Annotated in this window: 11 protein-coding genes and 1 pseudogene; 6 read left to right on the forward strand and 6 right to left on the reverse strand. The window is 71.3% G+C overall.

All coding sequences use genetic code 11. The annotated features are described in order from the left end of the window. The first annotated feature begins 69 nt into the window (after positions 1-69). Positions 70-660 carry a TetR/AcrR family transcriptional regulator gene (locus ACFVYE_RS20005; RefSeq protein ID WP_383969184.1) on the forward strand — a complete coding sequence of 197 codons (591 nt, stop codon included), beginning with the start codon at positions 70-72 and terminating at the stop codon, positions 658-660. A 135-nt stretch (positions 661-795) separates the two neighbouring features. Here the strand turns inward: ACFVYE_RS20005 and ACFVYE_RS20010 are convergent, their stop codons facing one another. Beyond that, positions 796-1,938 carry a PucR family transcriptional regulator gene (locus tag ACFVYE_RS20010; RefSeq protein WP_383969181.1) on the reverse strand — a complete coding sequence of 381 codons (1,143 nt, stop codon included), beginning with the start codon at positions 1,936-1,938 and terminating at the stop codon, positions 796-798. Between the two features lie 179 nt (positions 1,939-2,117). Here ACFVYE_RS20010 and ACFVYE_RS20015 point away from each other — a divergent pair, with 179 nt between their 5' ends. Both ACFVYE_RS20015 and pruA read left to right on the forward strand, forming a co-directional pair. Beyond that, a complete protein-coding gene (locus tag ACFVYE_RS20015) occupies positions 2,118-3,044 on the forward strand; it encodes a proline dehydrogenase family protein (RefSeq protein WP_383969178.1) in 927 nt (308 codons plus the stop codon). A gap of 47 nt (positions 3,045-3,091) precedes the next feature. Continuing rightward, positions 3,092-4,723 carry an L-glutamate gamma-semialdehyde dehydrogenase gene (gene pruA, locus ACFVYE_RS20020; RefSeq protein WP_383969176.1) on the forward strand — a complete coding sequence of 544 codons (1,632 nt, stop codon included), beginning with the start codon at positions 3,092-3,094 and terminating at the stop codon, positions 4,721-4,723. Positions 4,724-4,824: 101 nt separating this feature from the next. Here pruA and ACFVYE_RS20025 read toward each other — a convergent pair whose 3' ends face one another. The 5 genes from ACFVYE_RS20025 to ACFVYE_RS20045 form a co-directional block, all read right to left on the reverse strand. After that, positions 4,825-5,295 (reverse strand): hypothetical protein, encoded by a 471-nt coding sequence (locus ACFVYE_RS20025; RefSeq protein ID WP_383969173.1) that lies wholly within the window; start codon positions 5,293-5,295, stop codon positions 4,825-4,827. A 125-nt stretch (positions 5,296-5,420) separates the two neighbouring features. Further along, on the reverse strand, positions 5,421-7,325 hold the full coding sequence (locus ACFVYE_RS20030) for a glycoside hydrolase family 97 catalytic domain-containing protein (protein ID WP_389606642.1): 1,905 nt from the start codon (positions 7,323-7,325) through the stop codon (positions 5,421-5,423). Between the two features lie 166 nt (positions 7,326-7,491). Then, a complete protein-coding gene (locus ACFVYE_RS20035) occupies positions 7,492-8,700 on the reverse strand; it encodes a lysophospholipid acyltransferase family protein (protein WP_389606644.1) in 1,209 nt (402 codons plus the stop codon). After that, positions 8,697-9,557, reverse strand: a complete 861-nt coding sequence (locus ACFVYE_RS20040; protein ID WP_383969164.1) for a phosphatidate cytidylyltransferase — start codon at positions 9,555-9,557, stop codon at positions 8,697-8,699. The genes ACFVYE_RS20035 and ACFVYE_RS20040 overlap by 4 nt, the downstream gene beginning before the upstream one ends. Then, entirely contained in the window at positions 9,554-10,126 is a 573-nt protein-coding gene (locus ACFVYE_RS20045; RefSeq protein ID WP_383969161.1) for a CDP-alcohol phosphatidyltransferase family protein, read from the reverse strand. Before ACFVYE_RS20045 ends, ACFVYE_RS20040 begins: the two co-directional genes overlap by 4 nt. A 100-nt stretch (positions 10,127-10,226) precedes the next feature. On the opposite strand from ACFVYE_RS20045, the gene ACFVYE_RS20050 reads away from it, so the two are divergent. From ACFVYE_RS20050 to ACFVYE_RS20060, 3 genes and pseudogenes are all read left to right on the forward strand, one after another. Next, positions 10,227-10,772, forward strand: a complete 546-nt coding sequence (locus ACFVYE_RS20050) for a GNAT family N-acetyltransferase (RefSeq protein ID WP_383969158.1) — start codon at positions 10,227-10,229, stop codon at positions 10,770-10,772. A 30-nt stretch (positions 10,773-10,802) separates the two neighbouring features. Next, positions 10,803-11,170: pseudogene (locus ACFVYE_RS20055) on the forward strand (LysR substrate-binding domain-containing protein); the annotation flags it as partial. Positions 11,171-11,385: 215 nt separating this feature from the next. After that, complete coding sequence (locus ACFVYE_RS20060; protein ID WP_093772350.1) at positions 11,386-11,514, forward strand: hypothetical protein; 129 nt, start codon at positions 11,386-11,388, stop codon at positions 11,512-11,514.

Genomic DNA, 11,514 nt, shown 5'->3' on the forward strand with positions numbered 1-11,514 from the left:
GGGCCCCGCGTACCCGGCATCTAGACGTGCGTCTTACACAAACGTCTGCATGCCGGGTACGCTGCTTTCATGGGACACCGTGAGGATCTGCTCGAAGGCGCCAAGCGCTGCCTGCTGGAGAAGGGATACGCCCGGACGACGGCGCGCGACATCGTGGCCGCCTCCGGTACGAACCTCGCCTCCATCGGCTACCACTACGGCTCCAAGGAGGCCCTGCTCAACCTCGCCTTTCTCAAGGTGACGGAGGAGTGGGGTGATGTGCTCACCGAGCGGCCGGACGTGGACGCGGACGGCGGCGACGGCGGGCCCCGGTCGCCGCTCGACCAGTTCCGCGACACCTGGGAGCGGGTGATCGACAGCTATGGGCGGACCCGGTCCGTCTGGCAGCTCCAGATGGAGGTCGTCTCCCGGATCGACCAGGACCCGGAGCTGCAGAAGGCCCTGGCGGGCCCGCAGCGCGAAGGGCGTGACGGGCTCGCCGAGAACATGCTCGGCATCGACCCGGAGACGGACCCGGAAAAGGCGCGGGTGGCCGGGCTGTTCTGCCAGGCGCTGCTCGCGGGTGTGATGGTGCAGTGGCTGATGGACAGTGAATCGGCGCCGTCCGCACAGGATCTGACGGATGGTCTGAAGGCGGTGCTCGAAGGGCGGGTGCGGTAGGAAGGCCTGGAGTCGGCGTCCAGGCCGGGCCGAGTGCCCGGGGTCCGGGGTCCGGGGCGACGGTCCCGTCCTCGGACGCCGGGCGGGCTGACAGGGGGCTCTCGGACGCGTCGGGTTCGGTGGCGGCGCGCGGGATCAGAGCCGTGCGCCCTTGAGTGCCATGTGCAGCAACAGCCGGTCCTCGCCGTCGTTGAGATCGAGGCCGGTGAGCCGCTGGACCCGGGAGAGCCGGTAGTAGAGCGTCTGGCGGTGGATGCCGAGTGCGGTGGCCGTACGGGACGCCTGGCCCGCGCAGTCGAGGAACACCTCGGCGGTGTGGGCCAGATCCTTGTGCGGCGGGGTGAGCAGGGCGCGGACCGCGGGATCCGCGGCCGTTTCTGCGGGGAGCGCGGTCAGCAGCCGGTACGGGCCGATCGCCGACCACTCGCCGACCGGGCCGAAGCGGGACTCGGCCGCCGCCGCGCGGGCCGCGGCCGACGCCTCGTGCCAGGCCTCGGCCAGGTCCGCCAGGCCCCGGCGGGGCACCGCGACCCCGGCGGTGGCGTACCCGCCCGCAGAGGAACGCAGCCGGTCCGCGGCGGTGAGCGCCGGGTCGAGGACATCGCTGGAGCGCAGCCGGATCAGCGCGGCCAGCGAGGGGCCCCCGGCGGCCCCGGGGGCCGGGACCGAGGTCAGTGCCGATGCCGAGGACACCGTGCGGACCGATGGTGGATCGTCGGTCCACGGGGTCACGCACACCACCGTGTGCAGGCCCTCCGCGTCCCGGCCCAGTGCTTCGTGCAGCGCGGTCACCGCCATGTCGCGCTGCCAGCCCCGCCCAGCGGTGAGGACCGCACCGAACTCCCGGGACAGATCCGTGCCCGCCCGCGCCTCGTCGGAGAGCAGCCCCCCGATCCGGGCCGCCACCTCCATTGCCGCCCTCAGCTGCTCGTCGGTCGGCCCGGGGTCCGCGTCGAGCAGCCATACGTAACCGAGCACGACACCCCGATGGCGTACCGGCAGACAGATACGGCCCCGGAACACCCCGGCCTCCGGGGCGGCTGGAATGCGGACCGGGCCGGTGGCGCGGGCGATGCCGAAGCCCTCGAACCAGGCGCGGACCGCGGGCGTGGAGCGCCTGGTCAGGATCGAGCGGGTGCGGACCGGGTCCATCGCCGTGTCGTCGTCGCTGTCGTGGGCGCCGAAGGCGACCAGGCCGAAGTCCCGGTTCTCCAGCGTCGCGGGGGCGCCGAGCAGCCCGGAGATCTCGTCGACCAGCTCCTGGTAATCGCCCTTCACCCGGCCATTCTCGCACCCCTTCAGACATATGTCTGAGATCCCGGGAATGGATGCGTGACAGCTGTCGATGGCACACCATCGGAGAGATCCTTAGATTTCACGGTGGTTCTCCGTGCTGTACCGCTCTGTTCCCTATCTGCCGGTACGGCCTTCGTTCGTACTTTCCGTGGAGGTGCCCCGTGCTGGGTCCCGTGATTCTCGCCGCGTCCCGCAGCGACAAGATGCGCCGTTTCATCTCGGCCGCACCTGGCACCAAGCAGGTCGTCGACCGGTTCATCGCCGGTGAGACCGTCGACCAGGTCGTCCCGATCATCGAGGACGCAGCCGACAAGGGCCTCGAAGTCACCCTCGACGTGGTCGGCGAGGACATCACCACCCCCGAGCAGGCCGCCGCCGCCCGTGATGCCTACCTCGAACTGATCGAGCGCCTCAAGGACCTGGGCCTGGGCACCAAGGCCGAGATGTCCGTCAAGCTCTCCATGTTCGGCCAGGCGCTGGACGGCGGCCACGAGCTGGCGCTCGCCAACGTCCGCCCGGTCGTCGAGGCCGCCGCCGCGATCGGCACCACGGTCACGCTGGACGCCGAGGACCACACCACCCTCGACTCGATGTTCGCCATCCACGAGGAGCTGCGGAAGGACTTCCCGCAGACCGGCTGTGTGATCCAGGCGTACCTGTTCCGCACCGAGGAGGACGCCCGCCGCCTGGCCGCCGTCGGCAGCCGCGTCCGCATCGTGAAGGGCGCCTACAAGGAGCCCGCCTCCGTCGCACACCAGGACAAGGCCGAGATCGACAAGGCGTACGTCCGTATCCTGAAGACCCTGATGGAGGGCGAGGGCTACCCGATGATCGGGTCGCACGACCCGCGTCTGATCGCCATCGCCCAGGAGCTGGCCCGGAAGGCCGGGCGCAAGCTGGACGAGTACGAGTTCCAGATGCTGTACGGCATCCGCAGCGACGAGCACATCCGGCTCGCGGCCGAGGGCCACCGGATGCGCGTGTACACCGCGTACGGCACCGACTGGTACGGCTACTTCATGCGCCGCCTCGCGGAGAAGCCGGCGAACCTGTTGTTCTTCGGCCGCTCCATCCTCACCAAGGGCTGACCTGCCCGGCTGACCCCCACCCCCTGACACAAGGAGACAAGGCACTCATGGACGCTGTCACTCAGGTCCCCGCGCCGGTCAACGAGCCGGTCCACTCCTACGCCCCGGGTTCCCCGGAGCGCGCCCGCCTGGAGGCGAAGCTCAAGGAGCTCAGCCAGAACCCGATCGACCTTCCGATGACCATCGGTGGCGAGAAGCGGATGGGCGGCGGCGAGCGCTTCGACGTCGTACAGCCGCACAACCACAAGGCCGTCATCGGTACGTTCGCCGGCGCCACCGAGCAGGACGCCCAGGACGCGATCGACGCCGCGCTGGCCGCCGCCCCGGCCTGGCGCGCGATGTCCTTCGACGACCGCGCCGCGATCATCCTGCGCGCCGCCGAGCTGCTGTCCGGCCCCTGGCGCGAGACGCTGGCCGCATCCACGATGCTCGGCCAGTCGAAGACCGCCCAGCAGGCCGAGATCGACACTCCCTGTGAGCTCGTCGACTTCTGGCGCTTCAACGTGCACTACGCGCGCCAGATCCTGGCCGAGCAGCCCCCGGCCAACTCGCCGGGCGTGTGGAACCGCATGGACCACCGCCCGCTGGAGGGCTTCGTCTACGCGATCACGCCGTTCAACTTCACGGCCATCGCGGGCAACCTGCCCACCGCCCCCGCCCTCATGGGCAACGTCGTGGTGTGGAAGCCGTCCCCGACGCAGACCCACGCCGCCGTGCTGCTGATGCAGCTCCTGGAAGAGGCGGGTCTGCCCAAGGGCGTCATCAACCTGGTGACCGGTGACGGCATCGCCGTCTCCGAGGTGGCCCTGAACCACCGCGACCTGGCCGGTATCCACTTCACCGGTTCGACCCCCACCTTCCAGCACCTGTGGAAGACGGTCGGCAACAACATCGCCAACTACCGCACCTACCCGCGGCTCGTCGGCGAGACCGGCGGCAAGGACTTCGTCGTCGCCCACCCGTCGGCCGACCACGCCGTGCTGAAGACCGCGCTCACCCGTGGCTCCTTCGAGTTCCAGGGCCAGAAGTGCTCGGCTTCCTCCCGTGCGTACGTCCCGGCCTCCATCTGGAACTCCGGTTTCAGGGAGAGGTTCGCGGCCGAGGTCGACTCCATCACCATGGGTGACGTCACCGACCTGTCGAACTTCATCGGTGCCGTCATCGACGAGCGCTCGTTCGCCAAGAACAAGGCCGCGATCGACCGCGCCAAGTCCGACCCGTCCTGCACGATCATCGCCGGCGGCACCTACGACGACTCGGTGGGCTACTTCGTCCGCCCGACCGTCATCGAGTGCAGCGACCCGGAGAACGAGGTCTTCACGACCGAGTACTTCGGCCCGATCCTCGCCGTGCACGTCTACGAGGACGGCAAGTACGACGAGATGCTGGAGCAGATGGAGTCGGTCTCCGACTACGCGCTGACCGGTTCCGTCATCGCGGGCGACCGTGCCGCGGCCGCGCACACGATGGAGAAGCTGCGGTACGCCGCGGGCAACTTCTACATCAACGACAAGTCGACCGGTGCCGTCGTCGGCCAGCAGCCCTTCGGTGGCGGCCGTGCCTCGGGTACGAACGACAAGGCGGGCGCCCCGCAGAACCTGCAGCGCTGGACCCTGACCCGGGCCATCAAGGAGACGCTGGTTCCGCCGACCGACTACACCTACCCCCACCAGGGCTGACGCCCCCCGGAGCGCCGCACCCCCGGCGCCCCGCCACGATTTCCGCCTCCCGCCCGGTTCCCCTGCCGGCCGGGAGGCGGTTTCCATTCCGGGGCCGTCCCTCAGTAGAGGAACCGCTTCACCACCGCGTCGCCCGCCTCCGCGGCACGCCCGTAGAAGTCCAGCACCTGCCGGTAGTGGCGGGCGAAGACATCGCGGACCTCGGTCTCCGGCCAGCCCCAGTGCGCGCCGACGCCCCCGGCGGCCGCACGCCACAGCTGGTCGAACGGATGGCAGCGGAGGAACTCCGCCGCCTCCAGCACCCCCGCGGCCTCCAGAGTCACCGACGGCGCCTCGATCCCGGCCGGGTCCTCATGGACGGTCCCGCCGAAGACCGGGAGCTCGCAACTGCCGTGGCCGGGCGGCGCGTTGAGGAACAACTCGTGCACCTCGGAGAAATCCTTGGAGATGCGCAGATCCGTCTGAAGAAAATCGAGCTCGTCGTCCGTGTCACCGAAGACCGCCGTCACCCCGGCGAAGTCCTGCGGCAGCCCGGCTGCCGGAACGGCCCGTGCCTGCATGCTGAAGCTCATCGTCGTCCCCTCCCGCCGGGCCGCTGTCCGCAGGCCCCCTGCTCATGAACAGTAGGGGCGCCCACTGACAACGGCCCGGGCCGGCAGGGGAGCCGGTGGGCTGGAGGTTGCGGTCCGCTACCGGTTCAGCGGTCGCACGAGGTACGGCCCGGGACCCAGCGGCAGGCCACCGCGGCGAAGCCGCCGTCGGCCACCACATCCACCGACAGCGCGTCCCCGCCCCGCACCGCGCGGGCCGTGCGGACCAGCCCCGTCGGCCCGTCCGTCACCGTTTCGACCAGCCACCGGCCGGACCCGATCCGCAGGGGAACCTCGGCGATGTGCGCCGTGCCCGCGTACGTTGCGCCGATGAACCAGCGGCTGCCGTTGCGTCGGGCCAGGACCGCGCTGCTTCCGGGCTCGCCCGCCAGCAGCCGGGTGTCGTCCCAGGCGTCCGGCAGCTGCTCCAGGAAGTGCCGGGCCACCGGGCGGGCTTCGTACGACTCGGGGGTGCCGGCCAGGTTCTGGACCCCGGACTCGTACAGCACCGACAGGCCCAGCTCACCTGCGTCGGACGCGGCGTTGGGCCGGTTCGGGCGATGGAAGGCGCCGGGGGTGAAGTCCATGGAGCCGATCACGTTCCGGGTGAACGGGAGCGTGGTCAGATGCTGGGCGGTGTTCGTCTTCTTCTCCTCGCCGTTGACACCCTCCAGCGACATGACGTGCGGCCAGGTGCGCTGGATGCCCTTGGGGATCGTGGAGCCGTGGAAGTTGACCAGGAGGTGGTGGGCCGCCGTCTCGGGGAGGATCTGGTCGTACCACTGGAACGTCTCCTGAGCCTCCGAGTCCATGAAGTCGATCTTCACCCCCTTGACGCCCCACTTCTCCAGCGTGGGCAGCCACTGGGCGCGCTCCTCGGCGGTGTCCAGGTCGCGGTGGTGGATCCAGACCTGGACTCCGACGCCGCGCTCCCTGCCGTAGCGCACCAGCTCAGGAATCCAGCTGTGGGACTGCCAGTCGGGGTCGGTGACGTCCCACTGGTCCGGGTCGAAGTACCAGCCCGCGTCGACGACGGTGTACGGCCAGTGGCGGGCGGCCGCGTAGTCGACGTACCCCTTCTGCATCTCCAGGCTCTGGCCCGCCGGACGCCCGCCCGCCAGCCAGGTCCACAGGGCCCGGCCCGGCTTGATCCAGGAGGTGTCGTGGACCTTGGAGGCCGGGGCGAGATCGTCCGTGAAGGTGGACTCGGTGACGGTCGCCAGGTCGCCGGTGACCACGGCGCGCCAAGGCGTGGTGAGCGCGCCCTTCACCTGGACCTGCTCGTCCCAGAGCTTGACGCGGTAGGTGGGGGAGCCCGTGTCATGGACCAGACGGGCCCCGGAGTAGCTGCCGGTGAGGTCGGACTCGGCGACCAGGGCGTAGCCGCCTCCGGTACGGAACAGCCCCTGCATCATGTACTCACCGGCCGGGGCGCCCGTGGCGGAGTACGCGTTGAAGAGGTTCTCGTTGTCCTTGCGGTAGTTGCCGAGCCAGGCGGACGCACCCTCGGGCAGGGTGAACGCGGAGGCCTCGCGCAGGACGTTGCCCGTGTCACCGGGCAGGACGTAGCGGTAGGCGACACCGTCGGCGGAGGCCCGGACGAGCAGATCGAGCCGGGCGCCTGCGGCGGTACGGAAGCGGAAGCGCGATTCACGCATGTGGACGGTGCGGCTCCGGGTCTTGCCCGCGTTCGTGCGGTAGTGCTCGTCGACCGGGCGGTCGCTGCGGCCGAGGAACCCCAGCCCCGAGGTGAGGTCGGCCCGCTCGGTCACGATCCCCACGGGTGACGGGGCGATGACCGTCCCGCCTTCGCGGGACACCGTCAGGCTCAGTGATCCGGTCGCCCGGTCGAGCCGCAGCTCCGCGCGGGGTCCGTCGGGCTTGTCCCGTACCGTCCAGGCGCTCTCCTCGGCGCGCGCGCCGGCCGCCGTCAGCAGCGTCGACGCGAGCGCGCCGCACAGGACCGCCGACAGCGTTCCGATGCGGGTTCTCCATGGCTTGTGCAGTGACACGATTTCTCCCAGTCCGCAGGCTCATCGTTCACAGACCTGACCATTGGTCCGATGACTGGGAGAATGATGGCGGACTGATGGGGCGTCAAGGTCTCTGACGGCAAATACGTCGGGTCAATAGAGGAGGGGAGGAGGAGCCGTCCCGGATCTCCTACTGTGTCCCCGTTCAGCTCCAGCCGTGCACGATCAACGAAAGACCGACCGTGAAGCCGCCGCCCAGCAGGATCAGACAGTGGGCGTAATGACGACGGTGGCGGCGCATCAGCAGTCCGAAGGCGGCGAAGCCGAGCCCCACCGTGAGGGTCCGGGAGCCGCGTGCCGCAGCCGATGCGGTGAGCCAGCCGGGCGCGGGGACTCCGGCGCGGCCCGCCTCGGCGCCGTACACCTTGAAGGGGATTCCGTTCCACGGCTGGTGGCGAACGGCGGACGCACCCTCCAGGGCCAGCTCGCTGCGGACCTCGGCGCGCATCCGGTCCGTGGTCAGCGGTGCGGGCAACTGCACGCCCGCGGATGCCAGTTGAAGGGCCAGCAGGCCACCGGCCAGGCTGCCGGCGAGTGCGCCCAGCGACATCTTCAGTGCCACCCGCGGCACCGCCGCACAGACCGCGCCCAGCAACAGCTCCGGCATCAACGGCCAGCTCAGCGCCTCCGCCAGCGCCCAGCCGAACGCCAGCGGTACGCCCCAGCGCGAGGTCACGACCGACGCCACCCGGCGCCGCGTCGCGGAGTCCCTCAGTGGCTCGGCGACCGTACGCGAGTGCAGCGCAACCACCGCGTCACGGGCCTCCTGGGGCGTGACCGCCGACGGCAGCGGGTCACCGATCGACACTCGCACCAGCGCCGAGCGCAGCCGGCCGTGCTTGGGCAGCAGCCGGTCCGTGCCCGCGATCCCCACCGGCACGACCGGGACACCCGCCTGCCCGGCGAGGACCAGCGCGCCCCGGTGGAAGGAGCCCAGCTCGCCGTCCCTGCCCCGGGTGCCCTCCGGGAACAGGACGACCGCCCGGCCCGACCGCAGCTCGTCCGCCATGGACAGCAGGTCGTCCATGCCGCCGCCGCCGCGCCGCACCGGGAACCCGGCCGCGAGCCTGCGGCAGATCCGGCGCCGCCACGGTGAGGCGAACCAGTAGTCGGCCGCCGCGCCGATCGCCGGGGTGTGCCGGGCGTCGAGCGCGGCGAGGAGCGCCGCCGTGTCCGCGTGCGAGGAGTGGTTGGCGACGACGACACATCCGCCGCGCGGCAGTCGGCCGCGCCGCTCCACCCCGCCGGTGAGGCTGAGGACGCCCCACCACAGGCCGCGCCGGAGCGCGGCGGCGAAGCGTGAGCGCACGGGCAGCGCGACCCGGTCACGGACGCGCGGGAGTGTGGAGGTCATGTCATCACCATCGCCAGGAGAAGGGCCACCAGCAGGGAGTCGATCCGGTCGAGGAGGCCGCCGAAGCCGGGCAGCCAACTGCCCGCGTCCTTCACCCCCGACTCGCGCTTGACCATCGATTCGAGCAGATCGCCGAGCACACAGCCGCCCAGCACCGCAGCCCACAGGGGGAGGGCGAACTCGCCCAGTACGAGCAGGAGTACGGCTGTTGCCACCGCAGCGCCGAGCGCGCCCGCCCAGGTCTTGTTGGGGGAGAGCGGCGACAACGGCCGGGCGAGCGGGCCGCGGCGGCCCAGCGCCGTACCGCCGCACCAGGCGCCGACATCGCCGAGCGCCACCGCGAGCCCCACCGCGACACCTGTATCGCCGAGCGTCACCAGACCGGTCAGCGCGACCGGGATCCACAGCAGCCCGAAGGCGGTACGGGCGGTTCGGGTGAACCCTGCCCGGTCGTCCCCGGCCAGCACCGGAGGAAGTGCGGCCGCGACCAGCAGCAGCGCAGCCGCCCGTACGTCGAGGACCTGCGGCGCGAGCCACGCCAGCGCCGGGAGCGCGAGCGCGGCCACCGCCAGCACCGCGTGATCGCCGCGCCTCAGCCCCGCCATCCGTACGAACTCGCTCACCGCGATCACCCCGAGCCCCGCGGCCAGCGCGAACGTCCCGCCGCCGCCCAGGAAGTACGCCCCCAGGAAGACCGGGGCGACCAGCGCCCAGGTACGCCACCGCTTGCGCAGCTCGGCCCGCATCCGGACCTTCGACGGCAGTACGGCGACGGCGACGCCGCCCGCCCCCAGCACACCCGCGACCAGCGGCACGGCCCGTGCCGCCGCCTCCTCGGCGATCAGTACGGCGCTCATGCCGGCTCCCGCCACAGCCAGGCCAGCCGAAGTGCGGCGGTGAGCAGCGAGCCGGCGGCGATCACGATCAGGACGGGTACGGCCCAGCCGCTCGCCGCGGCGACCACGACCAGCAGACAGCGTTCGGTCTTGCCGACCGGGCCGCCGTTGCGCCGGGGTGCGCCCGCCGCCGCGCCGGCCAGTGATACCCAGGACGGCAGCGTCGCCGCGAGCCCGGCCGCCGCCACCAGCCACAGCGGGGCGAGCGCCAGGAAACCGGCCAGCACGACCAGGTCCGCCAGCCGGTCGCCGAGTTCGTTGAGCACCGCGCCGCGCCTGGTCGTCCGGCCCGTGTCGCGGGCCAGCGCGCCGTCCAGGTTGGCGAAGGCGAGCCGGGCCGCGAGCAGCACGGCGACCGGCAGGGCGGCGAGGCCGGTGGGCAGCCAGGCCAGTGCGGCGGCGGCACCGGCCGCCGAGACCACGCCGGCTGCGGTGAGAGTGTCGGGCGACACCTCACGGCGGACCAGCGAGGCGCGGACACCGGAGAGCCGGTCCGCGTACCAGGGCTTGAGAGCGTATAGGCCGTTCATGGGCCCAACTCTCTTGCGACGCACCATTCTTCGACACGTGGCGGGTACTCAAATGCGGGCTGAGTACCTGGTGGCTGCGGTGCCTGGGAGGCTGGAGCACATGACTGAGCCGACCCTGCGCACCGCGCACACCTACCTGCTGACCCCGGCCGCCCTCGACGAGATCCACACCTTCGTGGACACCGCCTTCGAGGGAGACTTCAGCGACGACGACTGGGACCACGGCCTCGGCGGCATCCACGCGTATGTACGGGACGGCAGCGGGCTCCTCGCGCACGGCAGCGTCGTCCAGCGCCGGGTGATCCATGAGGGCCGTTCGTACCGGATCGGCTACGTGGAGGCCGTGGCAGTCCGCGCCGACCGCCGCAGGGAAGGGCTCGGCGGGCGTGTGATGGCCGCGCTGGAACAGGTCGTCGACGGGGCGTACGCCTTCGGGGCCCTGTCCGCATCGGTTGCCGGGGCCGCGCTGTACGCGGGCCGCGGCTGGCAGGTGTGGCCGGGGCGGATCGGCGTGCAGGGGCGCTACGGGGTGGAGCGGCTGCCGGACGAGGAGGGCAGCACCTACATCCGCGGTGTGGCCGGCTCCGTGCCGCCGCCTGCGTCCGGGACGCTGATCTTCGACTGGCGGGACGGGGACGTGCTGTGATCGGGCGGTGGCCGACCGGAGGGCTGCCGCCCCGCCGGCCATCCGGCGCCGCGGACGCTCCCGATGGCGGACCGGGTGGAGAGCTGTACCTCGTACACCCGGGACCGGTGGGCCGCGCAGGAGTGGATCCCGCGTGCGACGGCCGGGGCCGAGGACGACGGAGCGGTGCTCTCCATGGTGTCCCGTGGTCCCGGCATGGCGATCCTGCCGGAGCTGTCACTCGAAGGAGCACCGGACACGGTCGGGATCAGGGCTCCCGGGCCGGAGCGGCCGACGCGTTCGGTCGGCTGTGTTACCACCCCTGAGCAGGCACAATCACTCACTGTCCGGGCCCTGACCCGGGAACCGGGGGCGGGCGTCCGTAAACCTCCGTCTCAGATAGTAGGAAGTCCGAGTAATTGTGGAGACAGACCGGCCGAGCTGTCCTAGCTTTGTAGAAGCCGAACGTCTCGCTAGATCCAGCGACTGGCGGTCGTGAGCGAGCGCCCCTGTGCAGGCAACCCCTGCGGCGCCCGCTCCCCGCCCCTTCCGGCGCCTCGAAATCCCGATCTCGAAATCACGTTCACGATTTTTCGATCTCGAAATCCTCGCGATCTCAAGGAGTCGATCCACCATGGCCGAGACGACTGTCCGCCGCGTCCGTCACACCCACCGCCCGACCGAGTCGGAGCGCCAGAATGCCGCCGCCGCCCTGCAGCGGGCCCTCGACCGCAGGGACAACGGCGGCTCCACGGGCCACTGA

Origin of the sequence: Streptomyces sp. NPDC058239 (assembly GCF_042882185.1) — a bacterium.
Classification (GTDB): domain Bacteria; phylum Actinomycetota; class Actinomycetes; order Streptomycetales; family Streptomycetaceae; genus Streptomyces.

What these genes read in the sequence shown, in the direction of transcription:
- ACFVYE_RS20005 (WP_383969184.1), top strand. Translation starts at nt 70, where the DNA reads ATGGGACACCGTGAGGATCTGCTCGAAGGCGCCAAGCGCTGCCTGCTG.
- pruA (WP_383969176.1), top strand. Translation starts at nt 3,092, where the DNA reads ATGGACGCTGTCACTCAGGTCCCCGCGCCGGTCAACGAGCCGGTCCAC.
- ACFVYE_RS20025 (WP_383969173.1), bottom strand. Translation starts at nt 5,295, where the DNA reads ATGAGCTTCAGCATGCAGGCACGGGCCGTTCCGGCAGCCGGGCTGCCG.
- ACFVYE_RS20035 (WP_389606644.1), bottom strand. Translation starts at nt 8,700, where the DNA reads ATGACCTCCACACTCCCGCGCGTCCGTGACCGGGTCGCGCTGCCCGTG.
- ACFVYE_RS20040 (WP_383969164.1), bottom strand. Translation starts at nt 9,557, where the DNA reads ATGAGCGCCGTACTGATCGCCGAGGAGGCGGCGGCACGGGCCGTGCCG.
- ACFVYE_RS20045 (WP_383969161.1), bottom strand. Translation starts at nt 10,126, where the DNA reads ATGAACGGCCTATACGCTCTCAAGCCCTGGTACGCGGACCGGCTCTCC.
- ACFVYE_RS20050 (WP_383969158.1), top strand. Translation starts at nt 10,227, where the DNA reads ATGACTGAGCCGACCCTGCGCACCGCGCACACCTACCTGCTGACCCCG.
- ACFVYE_RS20060 (WP_093772350.1), top strand. Translation starts at nt 11,386, where the DNA reads ATGGCCGAGACGACTGTCCGCCGCGTCCGTCACACCCACCGCCCGACC.